This is a genomic window from Streptomyces sp. NPDC087906 (assembly GCF_055584925.1).
This window is the reverse complement of sequence record NZ_JBVJLC010000014.1, coordinates 96,812-117,666: the sequence shown is the minus strand read 5'-3', so window position 1 is coordinate 117,666 and position 20,855 is coordinate 96,812. Positions and strand designations below refer to the sequence as shown.

Here is a 20,855-nt window from a genome sequence, read left to right as displayed (position 1 = left end):
GACGAGCAGCCCGCCCGTCACCGGGCGCGCGCCACGGCGATCCGCGCCGCCAGTCGTACGTTGCCGCGTACCGCCGCGAGATTGGCCTCCAGCGAGGCGCCGCCGGTCCGCCGCGTCAGCTCGGCGAGCAGGAACGGCGTGACGGCCTGTCCGGTGATCCCGCGCCGCCCGCTCTCGGCGAGTGCCTCCGCCAGGACCCGGTCGTGCGACTCCGGGTCCAACTGCTCCGCCTCCGGCACCGGATTGGCGACGATGACCGCCGCCTCCGGGCCGCCCAGCGTGTCCTGGGCCGCCATCACGGCCGCCACCTCCTCGGGCGTACGGACCGTCCAGTCGACCCGCTCGCCCGACGAGGCCAGATAGAAACCGGGGAAGTACTCGGTGCCGAAGCCGAGGACGCACACGCCCAAAGTCTCCAGGCGCTGCAAGGTCGCCGGTACGTCCAGGATCGACTTGACGCCGGCGCAGACGACCGTGATCCGGGTCCGCGCCAGCAGCCGCAGATCCGCCGACTCGTCCTGCGTCTGCGTCCAGCCGCGGTGGACCCCGCCGAGGCCGCCCGTCGCGAAGACCCGGATCCCGGCCCGCGCCGCGAGGAACGCCGTCGCCGAGACGGTCGTCGCCCCGCTCGCCCCGGTGGCGAGCGCGGGCGCCAGATCGCGGTGGCCGAGCTTGCGTAGCGAGTCGTCCTGGGCGATCCGCTCCACCTGGTCCTTGGCCAGGCCGACATGCGGCCGCCCGTCCAGCACGGCGACCGTCGCGGGCACGGCGCCACCGGCCCGTACGAGCGCTTCCAACTCCTCGGCGACCGCCAGATTGCGCGGGCGCGGCAGCCCGTGCGCGATGATCGTCGACTCCAGGGCGACCACGGGACGGCGCGCGGCAAGCGCCTCCCGCACCTCGGGGGACAGGTGCACAGAGATCTCAGCCATGTCCCATCCCTGGCGCGCGGAAGGCGCCCGCAAACGTCCGGCTCCGGCGGCGCTCCGGCTACGCCGCCTTCGCCTCGACGGCCTCGGCGCTCCGGCTACGCCGCCTTGACGCTCCGGCTACGCCGCCTTGACGTTGTCCAGCGCGCCGTTCGGGTTCAGGACGTACTTCCTGCTCGCGCCCTGGTCGAACTCCGCGTAGCCGCGCGGCGCGTCGTCCAGCGAGATCACCGTCGCGTTGACGGCCTTCGCTATGTGGACCCGGTCGTGCAGGATCGCCTGCGCGAGGCCCCGGTGATACTTCATCACCGGGCACTGGCCCGTGCTGAACGTGTGGCTCTTCGCCCAGCCGAGCCCCAGCCTGACCTTCAGCGTCCCGGACTTGGCGTCGCTGTCGACGCCTCCCGGGTCGTCGGTGACGTACAGCCCTGGGATGCCGAGGGCGCCGCCCGCCCTGGTCACGCCCATCAGCGAGTTGAGCACCGTCGCCGGCGCCTCTTCCGTGTCCACGCCGTGCGCGCGGGCCTCGAAGCCCACCGCGTCGACCGCCGCGTCCACCTCGGGCTCGCCGAGGATCTCGGCGACCTGGTCCTCGACGCTTCCCTTGGTGAGGTCGACCGTCTCGCAGCCGAAGCTGCGGGCCTGCGCCAGCCGCTCCGCGTTGAGGTCGCCGACTATCACGACGGCGGCGCCGAGCAACTGGGCCGAGGCGGCGGCCGCGAGACCGACGGGCCCCGCCCCCGCTACGTACACCGTGGAACCGACACCCGCGCCGGCCGTCACCGCGCCGTGGAAGCCGGTCGGGAAGATGTCCGACAGCATCGTCAGGTCGAGCAGCTTCTCGCGCGCGGCCTGCTTGTCGGGGAAGGCCAGCAGGTTGAAGTCGGCGTACGGCACCAGCACGTACTCCGACTGGCCGCCGACCCAGCCGCCCATGTCGACGTAGCCGTACGCGGCCCCTGGCCGGGCCGGGTTGACGTTCAGACAGATGCCGGTCTTGCGCTCCTTGCAGTTGCGGCAGCGGCCGCAGGCGATGTTGAACGGGACCGACACGACATCGCCGACGTTGATGAACTCCACGTCGGAGCCGCGCTCGACCACCTCGCCCGTGATCTCGTGCCCGAGGACCAGACCTGCGGGCGCCGTGGTGCGACCGCGCACCATGTGCTGGTCGCTGCCGCAGATGTTGGTTGCCAGTACCTTCAGGATCACGCCGTGATTGAGCTGTCGCCCTACGTTCTCCTTGGCCACGCCGGGCCCGTCCTTGAGCTCGAACGTCGGGTAATCGGTCTCCTGAACCTCCACCTCACCTGGTTCGAGATAGGCGACCGCCCTGTTTCCTCCACTCATCCCTACTCGCCGTCCCTTCGGCTCGTGTCGATGACGCGCGCGCACTCCGTTTCACAGTAGGCCGATCGGGCGAACCGTGACAACAGCTAGCAAATGCCTCAGAACAGCGGCTGCGGCAGCACGCCTTCCAGGGCCAGCAACTGCCGCTTGGTCTCCAGCCCGCCGCCGAATCCGCCGAGACCGCCGCCGCTCTCCACGACCCGGTGGCACGCCACCACGATCGGCAGCGGATTGGACCCCATCGCGGTGCCGACCGCCTGCGCGCCGCCCGGCCGGCCCACCCGCGCCGCGAGATCGCCGTAGCCGACGACCGAGCCGTACGGCACGCCCGCCGCCAGCTCGCGCAGCACCTCGCGGTTGAAGCCCGTGGACAGCGACCAGTCCAGCGGCAGCCCGAACTCGCGCAGCCCGCCCGCGAAATACGCCGACAACCGGCGTATCGGCTCGGCGAGCCGGCCGGTGGCCGACGGGGTCAGCTCGGCGCCGAGCCGGGTCCGCAACCGGTCGAGCGCCCTGTCACGTATCCGCTCCGTGGCGTGGAAGACGACGGTCACCAGCCCCTGCTCGGTGGCGGCCAGCAGCAGCGGTCCGATCGCGCTGTCGACGACGGCCCACTCCACCGACTGCGCCGGCCTGTCATCGCTCGTGGAGGTCATGCGGACAACGGTAGGCGGCGCCACTGACAGCCCGGTTCGCCCCAGCCGGCGGGGCCCGCTGCCGGTGTCGACAAATCGCTGGTGAATATTTGCTTACCGGGGTCGCCGACCTAACCTCGCCGGACCGGCATCACGCACGGACAGCCGGGCAGCAAGACAGCACGGGCAGCCGGTCAGCACGGACAGCACGACCATCAGGGGCGAAGGGCCTATCGCTATGCAGGGCACAGTCGACGGATTCAGCTACGGCCTCGTCACGCCGGTGGCCGCCTTTCTCATGGCGTGCCTGGGCGCGGCTCTCGGTCTGCGCCGAACCGCCAGACCCCTGCGCGAGCGGCGGCCGTGGAAACCCGCCGCGCTCCTGCTGGGTGCGGCCTCCATCGGCTCCGGGGTCTGGACCATGCACTTCATCGCCATGATGGGGTTCACCGTCGCCGAGGTGCCCGTCGACTACGACGGACCCACGGTCTTCGCCGGGCTCGGCGCGGGCACCCTCATGATCGGCGTCGGGATCTTCATCGTGGGCCGGCGCGGCTCGACCCCGATGGGACTCGCCACCGGCGGCACCGTCACCGGGCTCGGCATCGCCACCATGCACTTCCTGTGCATGGCGGGGCTCCGGCTGCGCGGACACCTGGAGTACGACACGGTGACCGTCGTGCTGGCCGTCGTCATCGCCGTCGCGGCGGCCGTCACGGCGCTGTGGGCCGTCGCCGCACACCGCGGCCTCGGCGCCAGCCTGGCCGGCGGGCTGCTGCTGGGCGGCGCAGCGACCGGCATGCACTACACGGCGATGGCCGCCGCCGACGTCCACCTGGCGGCGCCCACCGGCACGATCGGCAGCGGCGGCTCCGACGCCCGGCTGCTGCCGATGCTGCTCGGCCCCGCCGTCTTCCTGCTCTTGGCGGCCGTGGTCGTACTGTTCGAACCGAGGCTGCTGCTGGACGCCCCCGACCGGCCGGGCGACCCCGCCCGGCCGGTGGGACGGCGCCCCCGGCGCACCCGCCCGCTCGTACGCGGCGCCGTGCCCGCCCAGCGGACCCGGCGCGACCGGCAGCCAGGCGCGGGGACGGGTGGCGCGGCCGGTCGCACGACGGCGGGCCAGGGTCCGCGCAGCGGCTCCGACCTGCACGAATGGTGATCTCGCCGGGGTGAGGCGGCCATGATCGACGGCCGCTCGCCGCCCGCTCGCCCCCCGACTGTCAGTGCGGGGTCGTACGGTGGATCCATGCGGCCCGTTTCCCACATCGAACGTACGGTGGCGCCTTTCGAGGTCGTCAGTTCCTACCAGCCCAGCGGCGACCAGCCGACCGCGATCGCCGACCTGGAGCGGCGCGTCCGCGCCGGGGAGAAGGACGTCGTCCTGCTCGGCGCGACCGGCACGGGCAAGTCGGCGACGACGGCCTGGATGATCGAGAAGCTCCAGCGCCCCACCCTGGTGATGGCGCCGAACAAGACCCTTGCCGCCCAGCTCGCCAACGAATTCCGCGAGCTGCTGCCCAACAACGCCGTCGAGTACTTCGTCTCGTACTACGACTACTACCAGCCCGAGGCGTACGTGCCCCAGTCGGACACGTACATCGAAAAGGACTCCTCCATCAACGAGGAGGTCGAGCGGCTGCGCCATTCCGCGACGAACTCGCTGCTCACCCGGCGCGACGTGGTCGTGGTCGCCTCCGTCTCGTGCATCTACGGCCTCGGCACGCCGCAGGAGTACGTGGACCGGATGGTGTCGCTGAAGGTCGGCACCGAGGTGGACAGGGACGAGCTGCTGCACCGCTTCGTGGAGATGCAGTACACGCGCAACGACGTGTCGTTCACCCGCGGCACCTTCCGGGTCCGGGGCGACACCATCGAGATCTTCCCGGTCTACGAGGAGCTGGCCGTTCGGATCGAGATGTTCGGCGACGAGATCGAGGCGCTGACCACGCTCCACCCGATGACCGGCGAGGTCATCAGCGAGGACCGCGAGCTGTACGTCTTCCCCGCCAGCCACTACGTGGCGGGCCCCGAGCGCATGGAGCGCGCGGTCAACGACATCGAGCGCGAGCTGGAGACCCGCCTCGCTGACCTCGACAAGCAGGGCAAGCTGCTGGAGTCCCAGCGGCTGCGGATGCGCACGACGTACGACATCGAGATGATGCGCCAGATCGGCTCCTGCTCCGGCATCGAGAACTATTCGATGCACTTCGACGGCCGCGACCCCGGCACGGCGCCCAACACCCTCCTCGACTACTTCCCCGAGGACTTCCTGCTGGTCATCGACGAGTCGCATGTCACGGTGCCGCAGATCGGCGCGATGTACGAGGGCGACGCCTCCCGGAAGCGGACCCTGGTCGACCACGGCTTCCGGCTGCCGTCCGCGCTGGACAACCGCCCGCTGAAGTGGGAGGAGTTCCAGAAGCGGATCGGCCAGACTGTCTATCTGTCCGCCACCCCCGGCAAGTACGAACTCTCCCGGGGCGACGGCTTCGTGGAGCAGATCATCCGGCCCACCGGGCTCATCGACCCGGAGGTCGTCGTCAAGCCCACCGAAGGGCAGATCGACGACCTGGTGCACGAGATCCGCAAGCGCACGGAGAAGGACGAGCGGGTCCTGGTCACCACCCTCACCAAGAAGATGGCGGAGGACCTCACCGACTACTTCCTGGAGCTGGGCATCCAGGTCCGGTATCTGCACAGCGACGTCGACACGCTGCGCCGTATCGAGCTGCTGCGCGAGCTGCGCTCCGGTGAGTACGACGTCCTGGTCGGCATCAATCTCCTCCGGGAGGGCCTCGACCTGCCCGAGGTGTCGCTGGTGGCGATCCTGGACGCGGACAAGCAGGGCTTCCTCCGGTCGGGCACGTCGCTGATCCAGACCATCGGCCGCGCCGCCCGAAACGTGTCGGGCCAGGTCCACATGTACGCGGACCAGGTCACCCCGGCGATGGCGCAGGCCATCGACGAGACGAACCGGCGCAGGGAGAAGCAGGTCGCCTACAACACCGAGCGCGGCCTCGACCCGCAGCCGCTGCGCAAGAAGATCAACGACATCGTCGCGACGATCGCGCGCGAGGAGATCGACACCGAGGCCCTGCTCGGCACGGGCTACCGGCAGACGAAGAAGGGCCAACCGGCCAAGACGCCCGTCCCCTCGCTCACGGCGCACACCCCCAAGGGCGGCAAGGGCGGGGCGGGCGCCGCTGTCCTCACCGACCGGCCCGCGGCCGAACTGGCCGGGATCATCGAGGAGATGACGGACCGGATGCGGGCTGCCGCGGCCGAGTTGCAGTTCGAGGTGGCGGCCCGGCTGCGCGACGAAGTGGGCGAGCTGAAGAAGGAGTTGCGGCAGATGAGGGAGGCGGGGCTGGCCTGACGCCGGTGCCGCCGGTGTGTTGCAACACCGACACAAAACCGGCCCGTGTCTCCTGCCGCTCATGGGCGACTGCGTAGGGTTCTGCGCAACCGCACACGGACGGTTGCGGGGGACCATTCGAGAAGGGGACAGCGCGTGGTGGACACATCCAAGGGCAGTGCGCCCGGGGGCCCTGGGGTCAATCTGACCAAGGGACAGGCCATCAGCCTGGAGAAGAGGGGCGGCGGCACACTCACCGCCGTGCGGATGGGGCTCGGCTGGCAGGCCGCCCCGCGCCGGGGGCTGTTCGGCTCCCGCACCCGCGAGATCGACCTGGACGCCTCCGCGGTGCTGTTCGCCGACAAGCAGCCGGTCGACGTGGTCTTCTTCCGCCACCTCGTCAGCGACGACGGCTCGGTGAAGCACACCGGGGACAACCTCGTCGGCGGCGCGGGGCAGGGCGGGGACGACGAGGCGATCCTGGTCGACCTCCAGCGGGTGCCGGTCCACATCGACCAGATCGTCTTCACGGTCAACTCCTTCACCGGCCAGACGTTCCAGGAAGTGCAGAACGCGTTCTGCCGGATCGTCGACGAGACCAACGGCCAGGAGCTGGCGCGCTACACCCTCGACGGCGGCGGTCAGTACACCGCGCAGATCATGGCGAAGGTGCACCGCGCCGGGGCCGGCTGGCAGATGACCGCCCTCGGCAACCCCGCCAACGGGCGTACCTTCCAGGACCTGATGCCGGCGATCCTGCCGCATCTGTGACGGGGGTGCCGGCGACGGCACCGTAACCGCGAGACCGCGAGACTTACCGCGAGCGCAGCTCCCGGCGGCCAGGCCGCCGGGAGCTGCACGTGTCACACCCCCCAGCACCCACCACACGCGCTGCTCACCACACGCGTACTCAACATCGAAACCCACCACCACCGAACGACGCACGACCGACGAGGGGACAAGCCGATGACGGCGGAGCTGGTCCGCGGGCAGAACCACCCCCTGCCCCACACCCGGCTGGAGATCCGGGTGACGGCCGGCGCGCCGTTGCTGGCCTGCGCCACGCTGGGCGACGCGAAGGGCACCGTGCTCGGCACGGAATGGATCGCCCACCCCGGCTCGCCCACGCTCCCCGGCATAGAGGTGTCCCGCCAGGCGGCGGCCGGACTGCGCTTCCACGTCGATCTGGAGGCCGTCCCCGAGCGGGCGCATCTGGTGCATGTCCTGCTCGCCCTGCCCCAGGGCGTGGGCGGCCCCGCGCACTTCGGCTCGACCGCCGCCCCCTACGCGGCCGTCACCGCCACCGACGGTACGGAAGTGGCCAGCTTCACCCTCACCGGGCTCGGCACGGAATCGGCCGTCGTCGCGCTGGAGCTCTACCGCAGACAGGGCGCCTGGAAGGTCAGGGCGGTCGGCCAGGGGTACGAGGGCGGCCTCGCCGAACTCTTCGGCGACCAGGGCCTGCCGCGGCCCGCCGTCTTCGCCGCCACCGTCCATGACGCGGTGGCGCTGCACCTCGCGGACGCCGTGCAGGCACCGCAGGCCCCGAACGGCCCGCAGGCTCCGAACGGCCCGCAGTCCCCGCCGCCCGCGCAGTCCCCGCACACCCCCGAGCGGGACGGTGCGCGCGCCGTGCGCGACAGGGCCGTACCGCAGCCCAGAACGGCGGGCGGCGGCGTCGACTACACGCACCCCGGGCGCCGTACGGCCGCCCCGCCCACCCCGCCGCCGGCCGCCGAACCGGCCGGGGCCGGCCGCCCCGCCCGTCCCGTGGCGGGCGACGCGACCGGCTGGTCCATGGACGAGCGGCTCTACAACCAGGTCTGGGGCATGTTCGAGGACCTGGCCCGCACCGCCGCCGCGTACCGCAGTGCGACGGACTTCGCCGAGTCCCGGCTCGAACAGGAACTGGACCGGGTGCTGTCCGACCCGCGCAACCGGATCGGCGGCGCGGGGGACGCGGCGCGGGAAGCCGCCCGCGCCAAGCACGACCAGCTCGTCGCCCAGGCGCGGGAAGTACTCGACCGTGATCTGGCGCAGCTCGTCGCCGAGTCCGAGGTCGTCGAGCCCGCCCTGCCGCTCGCCTACGCCCGCTGGGACAGCCCCGTCTGGCAGGGGTACCGCGTCCCGATGGAGATCCCGATGGCGCTGCGCCTCGGGGACGTCCATCTGCCCGAGCGCCCCGACCTGCGGATCCCGATGCTGGTGCGGCTGCCGCTGGAGCGCGGCCTGTGGGTGGACAGCGGCAGGACCGCGTCGGACGAGGCCCTGCTGCTGGACGCGTTCCAGCTCCGCCGGATGGCGGTGGAGACCGCGGTCAACCACGCGGCGCGGCTGCTGGCCGCCTACCCGCCGGGGGAGTTCACCGTCCAGGTGATCGACCCGGCCGGCTCGGCCGCCGGGGCGCTGGCGCCGCTCACCTCGACCGGGGTGCTCGACGCCGCGCCGGCCGCGGGGGCGGCGGGAGTGGCCGCCGTGCTCGGGGCGCTCACCCGCCGGGTCGACCTGGTCCAGATGGCGGTACGGGGCGGCGCCGCCGCATCGCTCCCGCCGGAGCTGGACCAGGCGGAGCAGTTGCTGATCGTCAACGACTTCCCGCACGGCTTCGACGACCGCGCCGTGACCCAGCTCCGCTATCTCGCCGACGAGGGCCCCTCGGTCGGTGTGCACCTGCTGATGGTGGCCGACCGGGAGGACGCGAGCGCCTACGGCCCCGTGCTCGACCCGCTCTGGCGCTCCCTGCTGCGGCTGACGCCGGTGTCCGACAACCACCTCGCCGACCCCTGGGTCGGCCATGTCTGGACGTACGAGCCGCCGGCGCTGCCGCCGGGCAGTCAGGTGCTGGCCCAGGTGCTCGGACGGGTGGCGGCCGCACGCCGCGAATGGCGGCGCTGACCTGGGTACTTGGCCATCCTTTACCTATCGCTTTACCAAACCTTGGTCTTTGCTGTACTCTTCCTTTATCGGAGGGGAGTACTCCCGTAACGCGACGTACCCGTCAATACGGACCGCCATCGGTCCCGGGGCGCCGGCCCGCACAGCGGCAGGACCGCTCGGGTGGAAGAGACCTCCGGCAGCGACGACGCTGACAAGTAGCCGTACAACGCCGGAGGCGCAGTGGACGTTTCATGGACCCTGTGGACACTGACCATTCTCGGTCTGTCCGCCCTGATCGCGGTCGACTTCCTCATCGGGCGCAAGCCCCATGACGTGTCGATCAAGGAAGCCGGTATCTGGACGGTCGTCTGGGTGGCCCTCGCCGCCCTGTTCGGCCTCGGCTTGATGATCTGGGGGACGGGCCAGGCCTCAGGAGAGTTCTTCGCCGGATTCATCACGGAGAAATCGCTGAGCGTCGACAACCTCTTCGTCTTCGTGCTGATCATGGCGAAGTTCGCGGTGCCCTCGCAGTTGCAGCAGCGGGTGCTGCTCATCGGGGTGCTGATCGCCCTGGTGCTGCGGGCCATCTTCATCGCGGCGGGCGCGGCGATCATCGCCAGCTTCTCGTGGGTGTTCTTCATCTTCGGCGCGTTCCTGATCTACACCGCCTGGAAGCTCATCCAGGAGGCGCGCTCCGACGACGAGGAAGAGGAGTTCGAGGAGAACCGCCTCCTCAAGAACATCGAGCGCCGCTTCGGCGTCTCCGACAGGTACGAGGGCACGAAGCTCTTCATCCGGAAGAACGGCAAGCGGGTCCTGACCCCGCTGATGGTGGTCATGCTCGCCATCGGTACGACGGACGTGCTGTTCGCGCTCGACTCCATCCCGGCGATCTTCGGTCTGACCCAGGACCCGTACATCGTCTTCACCGCGAACGCGTTCGCGCTGATGGGGCTGCGCCAGCTCTACTTCCTGATCGGCGGGCTGCTCAAGAAGCTGGTCCACCTCAGCTACGGGCTGTCGGTGATCCTCGGCTTCATCGGCGTCAAGCTCGTGCTGCACGCGCTGCACGAGACGGGCGTCCATGTCCCGGTGATCTCCATCCCGGTCTCGCTCGCGGTCATCTGCGGTGTGCTGATCATTACCACGATCACCAGCCTGATGGCCAACAAGAAGCAGGCGGAGCGCGAGGCCGCCGAGGCCGCCGAGAAGGACCGGATAGAGGCGTGAGCCGCGGCCGGGCGGCGTCGGTGCCGCCCGGCCCTCCCCGTGGACGGGCTCAGTACGTGACGGTCACCCGCCGCGCGAGCCCGTCCACCCGCACCACCCCGCCGTACGGAACGACGAGCTGCGGGTCGGTGTGCCCGAAGTCCACGTCGAAGACGGCCACCGTGTCCGACGCGTACACCGCGAGGGCCCGCAGGACCGCCTCCCGCTGCTCACGCGCGTAGCGCGCGGCCTCCTCGGGGCTGTTGCGGCGCTCCAGGGACCAGGTCTTGGGGCGGGCCATCAGCAGCGCGGGGAAGCGCCGCAGCAGCTCCCGCTCACCCATGGCGCGCAGGATCCGGAAGACCTCCTCGGCGGCCGGCAGCTCCTCCGAGGTCTCCAGCAGCAGCACACCCCCGTCGTACGCGGCGGCGGGGCCGATCTCCCGGTCGGCCATCAGCAGCCAGGACAAGATCTCCAGGTTGCCGCCCCAGCTCCGGCCCTCGACGACCCGCTCGGGGCCGTGCCAGCGCCAGCCCGTGCCCGGCCGGGTCTCCGGCTCGGTCTCGAAGGTCGCCGGATCGGCCCAGTCGCGGTCCGTGTCGCGGAACCGCTCGGCGGGCCGCAGCTCGTACGGGCCCGAGGTGAACAGCGCGGCCCGCAGCGATTCGGCGGTGAGCGGATCCATCGCCCCCGGCCGGCCCAGCTCGCACATCACACTCGTGCCGTGGTAGCCGACGATCCCCGTGTTCCACAGGTACGCCAGGAGATTCGTGTTGTCGCTGTAGCCGAAGAACGGCTTCGGGTGCGCCCGGATCAACTCCCGGTCCAGCAGCGGCAGCACGGTGATCTGGTCGTCCCCGCCGATGCTCGCGATCACGGCCCTCACCGTCGGATCGGCGAACGCCGCGTGCAGGTCGTCGGCCCGCTGCCGCGCCGTCGCGCCCATCGTCCGCGTCGACGGATACTCCACCGGCACCAGACCGAACTCCGCCACCAGCCGGCTCAGCCCCAGCTCGTACGGGAGCGGCAGCAGCCCCGGCAGTCCGGACGACGGCGAGAGCACCGCGACCCGGTCGCCGGGGCGGGGCTTGGGCGGTGTGACAGGCGTCGGCATACGGCCGATCGTAAGGACGCGGCCCGCCGCCGGGCGACCCGGTTTCCGGCGGCCGGCACCCGCCGTCTACCGTGAGCGGAGAAAACGGACGGCGGAGGCGGGATACGGATAAGAAGGTGCGTTTGTGCTGCCGGAACTGACGCTCGCCCGGGGGCTGTCGTCGTGGCGGACCGACCCGGTGGCACTGGCCGCCGTCGGCGTCCTCGGCGGTCTGTACACCGCGGGAGTGGTCCGCCGCACCCGCCAGGGCCAGGGCTGGCCGATCCTGCGTACCGCCGCCTTCTTCGTCCTCGGCCTCGGCATGATCGTGATCGCGACGATGTCCTCGCTCGCCGTCTACGACCGGGTGCTGTTCTGGCCGGCCGCCGTCCAGAACATCCTCCTCGACCTGCTCGCCCCCCTCGGCCTGGCCCTCGGCGACCCCCTCGGCCTCGCGTCCCCGGACGGCCCCCTGCACGCGGCGCTGACCTCCCGCCCGGTGCGGCTGCTGACCTTCCCCCTGGTCAGTACGGTCCTGGTGCTCGCGTCCGAGCTGGCCATCTACTTCACGCCGTACTTCACGGCCTCGCTCGCCAACGGTCTCGTCCGGCACCTGATGCACGCCCAACTGCTGCTCACCGGCTGCCTGTTCGTCCTGCCGATGCTCACCCGCCAAGAACTGCTGCCCCGTTGGTGCACGCATCCGGTCAGAGCGGGCCTGGTCTTCTTCGACGGCCTCTTCGACTCCGTGCCAGGCATCGTCGTGATGACCAGCGGCACGCTGGTGGCGGGCCACTGGTACACGGCCCACCCCCGCACCTGGGGCCCCAGCGTCGCACAGGACCAGATGCTCGGCGGCGGCCTGATGCTCACGCTCGCCGAACTGGTCGCCCTGCCGTTCCTGATCGCGGTATTCATCCAGTGGTGGCAAGCGGAACGGGCGAGAACGGCGGAACTGGACGCCCACCTGGACCACGAACTGACCCCCGCACCGACCCCCGAACCGACCCCGGCCACAGCCCTGCCGGCACAGCCCCAGGACCGGGTACGCCCCTGGTGGGAGACGGACGAAGGCGAAGTCGGGAACCGCATGCGCACCCGTCACCCGCGCTGAACTACCAGCCGCGGGCGCGCCATTGCGCGAGGTGGGGGCGTTCGTCGCCGAGGGTGGTGTCGTTGCCGTGGCCCGGGTAGACCCAGGTCTCGTCGGACAGTTCGCCGAAGATCCTCGTCTCCACGTCGTGCAGCAGGCTCGCGAACGCCTTCGGGTCCTGGTGGGTGTTGCCCACGCCGCCCGGGAAGAGGCAGTCGCCGGTGAAGACGTGCGCGTGGCCGTGCGGGTCGTCGTAGATCAGGGCGATCGAGCCCGGGGTGTGGCCGACCAGGTGGCGGGCGGTGAGGGTGATCTCGCCGAAGCTGATCGTGTCGAGGTCGTCCACCAGCACGTCGGTCGGCACCGGGATGCCCGGGGCGTCGGCGCGGCCCGCGTACGTGCGGGCGCCGGTGGCGGCGACCGTTGCGGACAGGGCCTGCCAGTGGTCGCCGTGCTGGTGGGTGGTGACGACGGAGACGATGCCGTCGTCACCGATCAGCGTCAGCAGCGTCGCCGCGTCGTTGGCCGCGTCGATCAGCAGTTGCTGACCGGTGGCCCGGCAGCGCAGCAGGTACGTGTTGTTGTTCATCGGGCCGACAGCGGCCTTGGAGATCATCAGCTCGGGCAGCTCGTGCACATCCGCAGGGCCGCCCACCGTCACCACTCCGCTGTACGTCATACGGCTCAGCCTATAGCGGGGGCAGGACAGGCAGCGGGCCGTCCGGCGAGCTGAGCCTGGCGGTGTCGGCGCGGCCCGCCAGCCACCCCATCAGGTGCCCCGCCGGGCCCGAGACGGCGAGCGGGGTGCCGTCCGTGCTGCCGGTGTGCCGGGTCCGGCCGTCGGGGGTGGTCAGGGCGAGCGGCGGGACGTCCGCGTTCCCCGCGAAGCGCTCGGCGAGGAAGTCGATCTCCCGGCCGGTGAACTCGTCCGACAGGTCGTCGAGCGTGCGGCCGACGTCCAGGTCGACGTGGTGCAGCTCGACCTCGGCCCAGCGGCGGAACGGCACCCGGGCCGCCGTGTCCGTGACGCCGTTGCGCATGGTGATCGTGCGGCCCCAGTCCGCCGGGGCGCTCGCCGCCCGCTCGAACCGCGCCGCGCTCTCCCGTACGTCGCTGAGCTGCGCTTCGAGCGGCCGGGGCGCGTCGCGGTCGATATCGGCTTGACGCGCTTTGGCATCCTTGTACATAGGACGCCCCTCCAGAACATTGACCAGGGCGTCCGCATTGCGTGCGATGTGGGCCAGCAGATGACCGCGGCTCCAGCCCGGCAGCCGTGACGGAGCGGCGAGCGCCGCGTTGTCCAGTCCGGCGGCAGCGGTCAGCAGCCGTTCGGTCGCCTCGTGTACCGACGCCAGGTCGCGCACGTGATCAGTCATGGCGCCGACGATAGCGGAGAGCCATGGCACCACTCGATCGGGTGAAGGAGGCAGAGACCGGCCGTAAATCGAATGCGCGTGCTATAGGCTCGTGACAGGCATCCTGGACCGGGGCGCACACCAGCCCGGCGGTCCCTGTGCCGCAATCCACAGCTTGGCAATCCATCGCTCTGGCGACCCCCCGTAGTCTGGGAAGGGGGCTCCGCCCCTGCTTCTCTCCAGAAAGGTGCGGACCGGCGTGGCCGACCGTCTCATCGTCCGTGGCGCTCGCGAACACAATCTCAAGAACGTCTCGCTCGACCTCCCCCGTGACTCCCTCATCGTCTTCACCGGGCTCTCCGGGTCGGGCAAGTCCTCCCTCGCGTTCGACACGATCTTCGCCGAGGGGCAGCGCCGTTACGTGGAGTCGCTGTCCTCCTACGCCCGGCAGTTCCTCGGTCAGATGGACAAGCCGGACGTCGACTTCATCGAGGGGCTGTCGCCTGCCGTCTCGATCGACCAGAAGTCGACCTCGCGCAACCCGCGCTCGACGGTCGGCACCATCACCGAGGTCTACGACTACCTCCGGCTGCTGTTCGCCCGTATCGGCAAGCCGCACTGCCCCGAGTGCGGCCGGCCGATCGCCCGCCAGTCGCCGCAGGCCATCGTGGACAAGGTGCTCGAACTGCCCGAGGGCAGCCGCTTCCAGGTCCTGTCCCCGCTCGTGCGCGAGCGCAAGGGCGAGTTCGTCGACCTCTTCGCCGATCTGCAGACCAAGGGCTACAGCAGGGCCAGGGTCGACGGGCAGACGATCCAGCTCAGCGAGCCGCCCGTGCTCAAGAAGCAGGAGAAGCACACCATCGAGGTGGTCATCGACCGCCTCACCGTCAAGGACAGTGCCAAGCGGCGGCTCACCGACTCGGTGGAGACCGCGCTCGGCCTGTCCGGCGGCATGGTCGTGCTCGACTTCGTCGACCTCCCCGAGGACGACCCCGAGCGCGAGCGGATGTACTCCGAGCATCTGTACTGCCCGTACGACGACCTCTCGTTCGAGGAGCTGGAGCCGCGCTCCTTCTCCTTCAACTCCCCCTTCGGCGCCTGCCCCGAGTGCACCGGTATCGGTACGCGCATGGAGGTCGACCCCGAGCTGATCGTCCCCGACGAGGACAAGTCGCTGGACGAGGGCGCGATCCACCCGTGGTCGCACGGCCACACCAAGGAGTACTTCGGCCGGATGATCGGCGGCCTCGCCAAGGCCCTCAACTTCCGTACGGACGTGCCGTGGGCGGCGCTGCCCCAGCGCGCCAAGAAGGCGCTGCTGTACGGGCACAAGACCCAGGTCGAGGTCCGCTACCGCAACAGGTACGGCCGCGAGCGCGCCTACACCACCCCCGCCTTCGAAGGCGCCGTCTCGTTCGTCAAGCGGCGCCATTCGGAGGCCGAGAGCGACACCAGCAGGGAGCGCTTCGAGGGCTACATGCGCGAGGTGCCCTGCCCGACCTGCCACGGCACCCGGCTCAAGCCGCTCGTGCTGGCCGTGACGGTCATGGACAAGTCCATCGCCGAGGTCTCCGCGCTGTCCATCAGCGACTGCGCAGACTTCCTCGGCAAGCTCAAGCTGAACGCACGCGACAAGCAGATCGCCGAGCGGGTGCTCAAGGAGGTCAACGAACGGCTCAGGTTCCTGGTCGACGTCGGCCTGGACTACCTCTCGCTCAACCGCGCGGCCGGCACCCTCTCCGGCGGCGAGGCCCAGCGCATCCGGCTCGCCACGCAGATCGGCTCCGGCCTGGTCGGCGTGCTCTACGTGCTGGACGAGCCGTCCATCGGCCTGCACCAGCGCGACAACCACCGGCTGATCGAGACCCTGGTCCGGCTGCGCGACATGGGCAACACCCTGATCGTCGTGGAGCACGACGAGGACACCATCAAGGTGGCCGACTGGGTCGTGGACATCGGCCCCGGCGCCGGTGAGCACGGCGGGAAGGTCGTGCACTCCGGCTCCCTGAAGGGACTCCTCGCCAACAAGGAGTCGCTGACCGGGCAGTATCTGGCGGGGAAGCGGGTCATCCCGACCCCGGAGATCCGCCGGCCGGTCGACGGCGAGCGGCAGCTCACCGTCCACGGCGCCCGGGAGAACAACCTCCAGGACATCGACGTGTCGTTCCCGCTCGGCGTCTTCACCGCGGTCACAGGCGTCTCGGGGTCGGGCAAGTCGACCCTGGTCAACGACATCCTGTACACGCATCTGGCCCGCGAGCTGAACGGCGCGAAGTCGGTGCCCGGCCGGCACACCCGGGTCGCGGGTGACGACCTGGTCGACAAGGTCGTCCATGTCGACCAGTCGCCCATCGGCCGTACGCCGCGCTCCAACCCGGCGACGTACACCGGCGTCTTCGACCATGTCCGCCGGCTCTTCGCGGAGACGATGGAGGCCAAGGTCAGGGGCTATCTCCCCGGGCGCTTCTCCTTCAACGTCAAGGGCGGCCGCTGCGAGAACTGCTCCGGTGACGGCACGATCAAGATCGAGATGAACTTCCTCCCGGACGTGTACGTCCCGTGCGAGGTCTGCCACGGCGCGCGGTACAACCGCGAGACCCTGGAGGTCCACTACAAGGGCAAGTCCATCGCCGAGGTCCTGGACATGCCGATCGAGGAGGCGCTGGACTTCTTCGAGGCGGTCCCGACGATCTCGCGCCATCTCAAGACGCTCAACGAGGTCGGCCTCGGCTACGTCAGGCTCGGCCAGTCCGCGCCGACCCTCTCGGGCGGCGAGGCGCAGCGGGTGAAGCTGTCGAGCGAGCTGCAGAAGCGCTCCACGGGCAGCACGGTCTACGTCCTGGACGAGCCGACCACCGGGCTGCACTTCGAGGACATCAGCAAGCTGATCACGGTGCTGTCGGGGCTGGTCGACAAGGGCAACACGGTCATTGTCATCGAGCACAACCTGGACGTCGTCAAGACGGCGGACTGGGTGATCGACATGGGCCCCGAGGGCGGCAACGGCGGCGGTCTCGTCATCGCGGAGGGCACTCCCGAGCAGGTGGCGGGCGTCCCGACGAGCCACACGGGCAAGTTCCTGCGGGACATCCTCGACGCGGAGCGGATCAGCGACGCGACGCCGGCGAAGAAGAAGGCCCCGGCGCGGAAGACGGTGGCGGCCAAGCCGAAGACGACGGCAGCCGCCAAGTCGACGGCGACCGCGAAGACGACGGCAGCGAAGACGGCGACCGCGAAGAAGGCCCCGGCCAAGCGGACGGCCAAGGCCAAGTAGGAGCTGGGGGCGGCGGCGATCGGGACGGTACGGGCGGACGACGGCGTACGGCTCTGGGCCGCGCGGGCGGGGGACGGCGGTACGGGCGGTGCGCCCGTCGTCCTCTGCCACGGCGGCCCCGGCATCTGGGACACCCTCGCGGACGTGGCGGCGCTGCTGCCCGGCCGCGAGGTGATCCGCTGGGACCAGCGCGGCTGCGGCCGCTCCCAGCGCTCGGGGCCTTACGGCATCGCCCGCTCGGTCGCCGATCTCGACGCCGTACGGGCCCACTTCGGGTTCGACCGCCCGGCGCTGCTCGGCCACTCCTGGGGCGCCCACCTGGCCCTGCGGTACGCGCTGGCCCACCCCGAGCGCGTCAGCCGGCTGGTGTACGTCTCCGGCACCGGCATCGACGACGAGTCCACCTGGCGCCCGCCGTACCACGCCGCGTTCGGCCGGCGCCTCGGCGAACACCGGGCGCGCTGGGAGGAGTTGCGCGAGCGCGGCGACGACCGCACCGAGCCCGAGGACCGGGAGCTGGCGGTCCTCCAATGGTCGGCGGACTTCACCGACCCCGAGCGGGCGTTGGCACACGCCGAGGCGATGGCCACACCGTGGTTCGGCGTCAACTACACCTGCAACCGCACGATCAACGCCGAAGTCAGCCGCAGCCTCGCGACGGCCGAACTGCGGAAGCGCTGCGCCGCGTTGCACATCCCGGTCCTGATCGTGGACGGCGAACAGGACATCCGCCCACGCACGGCGGTCGACTCCCTGGCGGCGGCACTCCCGGACGTGAGGCGTACGACGCTACGAGGCGCCGGACACCTGCCCTGGACGGAAGCCCCGACGGCCTTCAGCGCCGCGCTGACCGCGTTCCTCGCCTGAGCCGCGTCGGACAACCGCCGACCGCCCACCTCGCGGTCTAGGCCAGCTCCGCCGCGTACGGCGGGTCCGCCCCCGTGCGGGAGCAGGTCAGTGCCGCCGCGCGCGCCGCGAAGGTCAGTACCTCGTGCCAGCCGTCCGGCTCTAGCGTCGCTGCCGCGCGCGGTGTCAGGGCGTTCCTCGTCGCGAGGCCGTGCAGGAGGGCCGCGTTGATCGTGTCGCCTGCCCCGATCGTGTCCGCCACGTCGACCCGTACGGCGGGCGCCGAGACTTCCGTACCGTCCGCCGTCCGTACGGTCAGCCCGTCGCCGCCCCTGGTCAGGACGACGGCTGCCGGGCCGAGCGCCGACCATGTCCCGGGGGAGCCTTCGAGCCAGTCGGCGTCCTCCTCGGAGACCTTCAGCAGCGACACCGAAGGCAGCCAGCCGGCGAACCGCGCGCGGTAGGCCGCCGCGTCCGGGATCAGGCCCGCGCGGATGTTCGGGTCGAGCAGGGTGAAGACCCCGCGCCCCGCCTCCCGGCGCAGCAGTGCCTCGTACGCGCTCGCGCCCGGCTCCAGTACCAGCGAGCACGTGCCGAGGGCCAGCGCCCGCACCGTCGGCGGCAGCGCGGGCGGCAGGGTGAACAGGCGGTCCGCACTGCCCTGCGCGTAGAAGGCGAAACCGGCGGACCCGTCCGCGCCGAGCGTCGCCACGGCCAGCGTCGTCGGCTCGGGGCCACGCTGGACGAGCGACACGTCGACCCCGGCCGCGCGCAGCCCTTCGAGCAGCGTCTCGCCGAAGGCGTCCGTCGAGACCCGGGAGCAGAAGCCGGTACGCGCCCCGAGTCGGCCGAGGGCGACGGCGGTGTTGTACGGGCCGCCGCCGCGCCGTGGCAGCAGCGGCGCGAGCACACCGTCAGCGCGCCCCTGGGGCACCAGGTCGATCAGGGACTCTCCGGCGACGACGATCACAGAGCCGAATCTAGCGCCCTCCCGGCACGCGGTGCGCTGCCGCGACCCCAGGCACCCGTGCCCACCGCGTCGGCGACAAGCTCAGTAGCTCCGCCACGCGGCTCCCGGTCGCCTTGCGACCACCCGTACCGCCGCGACCACCCGTACCGCCGCGACCACCCGTACCGCCGCGACCACCTGGGCCGCCGCCTCGGCGATACGCCTCAGTGGCTCCGCCACAAGGCTTCCGGGCCACCTACGACCGCCCGCACCGCCGTGACCCGCCCACGCCGCCGTGACCACCCGCGCCGCCGTGACCACCCGCGCCGCCGCGACCACCCGCCCCGCCGCGACCATGCCCAGGCCCCCGTCCCGGCGGCCGGACCGGCCCCGGTATCGTCGCATCTGTACCCACCCCCCTGACCAGTGGAGACACCATGTCCGGCCTGACCGCCCCGCGCCGTTCCGTGCTGAAGGGCGCCGTCCTCGCCGGTGCGGCCGGGCTCGGCGCGGCCGCCTGCTCCACCAAGTCCAAGCTGGGGCACGCCGAGACACCCACCCCGACCGCGCCCGAACCCCTCGGCGCCGCCTCCGCAGTGCCGGTCGGCGGTGCGAAGCTCTACAAGGACCAGCGGGTGGTCGTGAGCTGCTCGGCCACGGGCGAGTACAAGGCGTTCAGCGCGCAGTGCACCCACGCGGGCTGCCTGCTCTACAAGGTCGAGGGCACCATCGGTGACTGCCCCTGCCACGGCAGCCGCTTCGACCTGACCACGGGCGAGGCGGTGCACGGACCCGCGACCGTACCGCTGCCCGAGGTCCCCCTCACGCACGAGGGCGGCAATCTCGTCGCAGGACCGAAAGCGGCACCCGCCCCGCAGACCTCGCAGAGCTGACGCTCACTCCCACTCCCACTCGATCCCCAGCACCCCCGGTCTGACCCCCTGCTCCACCAGATGGACCGAACGGCTCACCGCCCCCGGCGTCAGCTCGCTGCGCCCCGCGCGCGGCGCGCCCGCCGGGGCCTGGGCGAAGCGCCGGCAGCGCACGGGCACCGCCGCCCGGTCGAAGCGCACCTGGAGGACGTACTGGGAGCCCGCGTAGGCGAAGCCGCGTACGTACTCGGCGCACGGCCCGCCCGTACCGTCGTCGAAGCCGTAGCCGAACAGGTACGTCTCGCCCGCCGCCAGCGGCGCGTCGAACAGCAGCTCGGCGACGACCACCCCGGTGCGCGCGTCGCGGCCGACCCGGCCCGTACGGCAGTTCTCGTACGCACGCGCCCGCACGCGCGCGGGGTCGCACCCCGGGGCGCCCCTGTGCACGGCCAGGTACCGGTCGACACCGTCCGTGTGCGCCCGTACGACCTGCTGGGAGTCGCGGCCGAGCAGCTCGCGGCGCCCGCCGATCCGCACCCGTTCGTGGTGCCCCACGGTGTGCAGCCCGCCGTCGCCAGGGGCGCCCAGCCCCGCCAGCAGCCGCTCGACGGCGCCCGCGGTGTCGCGGGCCGCGGCCCGCACGCCGCCGGGGGCCGTCGCCGCCTCCAGCAGCCGCAGCAGGGAGTTCACCGGCAGGTCGAGGACCGCCTCCAGTGCCCCGACGGCCCGCAGCGACTCGGGCCGCTGCGGTCGCCGCGCGCCCTGCTGCCAGTAACTCAGGCTGGTCACACCGACCTTGATGCCGCGGTGCGCCAGATGGTGCTGGACCCGTTCGAGCGGCAGCCCGCGCACCGCGAGCGCGGCGCGCAGCGCCAGGTGGAACGGACCTGTCTGCAGCACCTGTTCCAGATCGGCCGCGGTATGCCCCACGCAGACCCCTCCAGCGCATCCGTTCACCGCACGGTGTCACCCCGCATTGAAGCGTGTTGACCTGCGCCCGACAAGCAACGCGCGT

Annotated in this window: 18 protein-coding genes; 9 read left to right on the top strand and 9 right to left on the bottom strand. The window is 71.4% G+C overall.

The features are described 5' to 3' along the window. Positions 1 to 17 precede the first annotated feature (17 nt). From ACZ63I_RS30850 to ACZ63I_RS30840, 3 genes are all read right to left on the bottom strand, one after another. Positions 18 to 932: a pseudouridine-5'-phosphate glycosidase gene (locus ACZ63I_RS30850; RefSeq protein WP_469342544.1), complete on the bottom strand. Its 915-nt coding sequence runs from the start codon at positions 930 to 932 to the stop codon at positions 18 to 20. A gap of 117 nt (positions 933 to 1,049) precedes the next feature. Beyond that, positions 1,050 to 2,279 (bottom strand): formaldehyde dehydrogenase, glutathione-independent, encoded by a 1,230-nt coding sequence (gene fdhA, locus ACZ63I_RS30845; RefSeq protein ID WP_469342543.1) that lies wholly within the window; start codon positions 2,277 to 2,279, stop codon positions 1,050 to 1,052. 98 nt (positions 2,280 to 2,377) lie between these two features. Further along, positions 2,378 to 2,935 (bottom strand): methylated-DNA--[protein]-cysteine S-methyltransferase, encoded by a 558-nt coding sequence (locus tag ACZ63I_RS30840; protein ID WP_469342542.1) that lies wholly within the window; start codon positions 2,933 to 2,935, stop codon positions 2,378 to 2,380. 217 nt (positions 2,936 to 3,152) lie between these two features. Here ACZ63I_RS30840 and ACZ63I_RS30835 point away from each other — a divergent pair, with 217 nt between their 5' ends. From ACZ63I_RS30835 to ACZ63I_RS30815, 5 genes are all read left to right on the top strand, one after another. Continuing rightward, positions 3,153 to 4,076 (top strand): MHYT domain-containing protein, encoded by a 924-nt coding sequence (locus ACZ63I_RS30835; protein WP_469342541.1) that lies wholly within the window; start codon positions 3,153 to 3,155, stop codon positions 4,074 to 4,076. Positions 4,077 to 4,163: 87 nt separating this feature from the next. Continuing rightward, positions 4,164 to 6,293 (top strand): excinuclease ABC subunit UvrB, encoded by a 2,130-nt coding sequence (gene uvrB / locus ACZ63I_RS30830; RefSeq protein WP_469342540.1) that lies wholly within the window; start codon positions 4,164 to 4,166, stop codon positions 6,291 to 6,293. 183 nt (positions 6,294 to 6,476) lie between these two features. Beyond that, a complete protein-coding gene (locus ACZ63I_RS30825) occupies positions 6,477 to 7,043 on the top strand; it encodes a TerD family protein (RefSeq protein ID WP_469342634.1) in 567 nt (188 codons plus the stop codon). Between the two features lie 195 nt (positions 7,044 to 7,238). After that, the gene (locus tag ACZ63I_RS30820) at positions 7,239 to 9,167 is read left to right on the top strand and encodes a TerD family protein (protein WP_469342539.1); all 1,929 of its coding nucleotides are present in this window, start codon (positions 7,239 to 7,241) and stop codon (positions 9,165 to 9,167) included. Between the two features lie 222 nt (positions 9,168 to 9,389). Continuing rightward, on the top strand, positions 9,390 to 10,379 hold the full coding sequence (locus tag ACZ63I_RS30815; protein ID WP_469342538.1) for a TerC family protein: 990 nt from the start codon (positions 9,390 to 9,392) through the stop codon (positions 10,377 to 10,379). A gap of 49 nt (positions 10,380 to 10,428) precedes the next feature. Here the strand turns inward: ACZ63I_RS30815 and ACZ63I_RS30810 are convergent, their stop codons facing one another. Continuing rightward, positions 10,429 to 11,472 (bottom strand): S66 family peptidase, encoded by a 1,044-nt coding sequence (locus tag ACZ63I_RS30810; protein WP_469342537.1) that lies wholly within the window; start codon positions 11,470 to 11,472, stop codon positions 10,429 to 10,431. Between the two features lie 124 nt (positions 11,473 to 11,596). Here ACZ63I_RS30810 and ACZ63I_RS30805 point away from each other — a divergent pair, with 124 nt between their 5' ends. Further along, positions 11,597 to 12,565: a cytochrome c oxidase assembly protein gene (locus ACZ63I_RS30805; protein WP_469342536.1), complete on the top strand. Its 969-nt coding sequence runs from the start codon at positions 11,597 to 11,599 to the stop codon at positions 12,563 to 12,565. A gap of 1 nt (position 12,566) precedes the next feature. Here ACZ63I_RS30805 and ACZ63I_RS30800 read toward each other — a convergent pair whose 3' ends face one another. Together ACZ63I_RS30800 and ACZ63I_RS30795 are read right to left on the bottom strand one after the other, a co-directional pair. Then, the gene (locus ACZ63I_RS30800; RefSeq protein WP_469342534.1) at positions 12,567 to 13,223 is read right to left on the bottom strand and encodes an MBL fold metallo-hydrolase; all 657 of its coding nucleotides are present in this window, start codon (positions 13,221 to 13,223) and stop codon (positions 12,567 to 12,569) included. 10 nt (positions 13,224 to 13,233) lie between these two features. Then, complete coding sequence (locus ACZ63I_RS30795; RefSeq protein ID WP_469342533.1) at positions 13,234 to 13,920, bottom strand: maleylpyruvate isomerase family mycothiol-dependent enzyme; 687 nt, start codon at positions 13,918 to 13,920, stop codon at positions 13,234 to 13,236. Between the two features lie 238 nt (positions 13,921 to 14,158). On the opposite strand from ACZ63I_RS30795, the gene uvrA reads away from it, so the two are divergent. Both uvrA and ACZ63I_RS30785 read left to right on the top strand, forming a co-directional pair. Next, positions 14,159 to 17,173 (top strand): excinuclease ABC subunit UvrA, encoded by a 3,015-nt coding sequence (gene uvrA / locus ACZ63I_RS30790; RefSeq protein ID WP_469342532.1) that lies wholly within the window; start codon positions 14,159 to 14,161, stop codon positions 17,171 to 17,173. Between the two features lie 3 nt (positions 17,174 to 17,176). Then, complete coding sequence (locus ACZ63I_RS30785) at positions 17,177 to 18,040, top strand: alpha/beta fold hydrolase (RefSeq protein WP_469342633.1); 864 nt, start codon at positions 17,177 to 17,179, stop codon at positions 18,038 to 18,040. Positions 18,041 to 18,077: 37 nt separating this feature from the next. On the opposite strand, the gene ACZ63I_RS30780 is transcribed toward ACZ63I_RS30785, so the two are convergent. Together ACZ63I_RS30780 and ACZ63I_RS30775 are read right to left on the bottom strand one after the other, a co-directional pair. Next, positions 18,078 to 18,989 carry a carbohydrate kinase family protein gene (locus ACZ63I_RS30780; RefSeq protein ID WP_469342530.1) on the bottom strand — a complete coding sequence of 304 codons (912 nt, stop codon included), beginning with the start codon at positions 18,987 to 18,989 and terminating at the stop codon, positions 18,078 to 18,080. An 81-nt stretch (positions 18,990 to 19,070) separates the two neighbouring features. Then, the gene (locus ACZ63I_RS30775; RefSeq protein ID WP_469342529.1) at positions 19,071 to 19,373 is read right to left on the bottom strand and encodes a hypothetical protein; all 303 of its coding nucleotides are present in this window, start codon (positions 19,371 to 19,373) and stop codon (positions 19,071 to 19,073) included. A gap of 32 nt (positions 19,374 to 19,405) precedes the next feature. Between ACZ63I_RS30775 and ACZ63I_RS30770 the strand changes: the two genes are divergently transcribed. Next, positions 19,406 to 19,861, top strand: a complete 456-nt coding sequence (locus tag ACZ63I_RS30770; protein ID WP_469342528.1) for a Rieske (2Fe-2S) protein — start codon at positions 19,406 to 19,408, stop codon at positions 19,859 to 19,861. Between the two features lie 3 nt (positions 19,862 to 19,864). Here the strand turns inward: ACZ63I_RS30770 and ACZ63I_RS30765 are convergent, their stop codons facing one another. Further along, positions 19,865 to 20,770 (bottom strand): hypothetical protein, encoded by a 906-nt coding sequence (locus tag ACZ63I_RS30765; RefSeq protein ID WP_469342527.1) that lies wholly within the window; start codon positions 20,768 to 20,770, stop codon positions 19,865 to 19,867. Between the last annotated feature and the right edge of the window lie 85 nt (positions 20,771 to 20,855).

Excerpts from the sequence above, each read along its gene's own strand:
- fdhA (WP_469342543.1), bottom strand. The coding sequence starts at position 2,279 with ATGAGTGGAGGAAACAGGGCGGTCGCCTATCTCGAACCAGGTGAGGTG.
- ACZ63I_RS30850 (WP_469342544.1), bottom strand. The coding sequence starts at position 932 with ATGGCTGAGATCTCTGTGCACCTGTCCCCCGAGGTGCGGGAGGCGCTT.
- uvrB (WP_469342540.1), top strand. The coding sequence starts at position 4,164 with ATGCGGCCCGTTTCCCACATCGAACGTACGGTGGCGCCTTTCGAGGTC.
- ACZ63I_RS30820 (WP_469342539.1), top strand. The coding sequence starts at position 7,239 with ATGACGGCGGAGCTGGTCCGCGGGCAGAACCACCCCCTGCCCCACACC.
- ACZ63I_RS30800 (WP_469342534.1), bottom strand. The coding sequence starts at position 13,223 with ATGACGTACAGCGGAGTGGTGACGGTGGGCGGCCCTGCGGATGTGCAC.
- ACZ63I_RS30840 (WP_469342542.1), bottom strand. The coding sequence starts at position 2,935 with ATGACCTCCACGAGCGATGACAGGCCGGCGCAGTCGGTGGAGTGGGCC.
- ACZ63I_RS30795 (WP_469342533.1), bottom strand. The coding sequence starts at position 13,920 with ATGACTGATCACGTGCGCGACCTGGCGTCGGTACACGAGGCGACCGAA.
- ACZ63I_RS30835 (WP_469342541.1), top strand. The coding sequence starts at position 3,153 with ATGCAGGGCACAGTCGACGGATTCAGCTACGGCCTCGTCACGCCGGTG.
- ACZ63I_RS30770 (WP_469342528.1), top strand. The coding sequence starts at position 19,406 with ATGTCCGGCCTGACCGCCCCGCGCCGTTCCGTGCTGAAGGGCGCCGTC.
- ACZ63I_RS30775 (WP_469342529.1), bottom strand. The coding sequence starts at position 19,373 with ATGCGACGATACCGGGGCCGGTCCGGCCGCCGGGACGGGGGCCTGGGC.
- ACZ63I_RS30810 (WP_469342537.1), bottom strand. The coding sequence starts at position 11,472 with ATGCCGACGCCTGTCACACCGCCCAAGCCCCGCCCCGGCGACCGGGTC.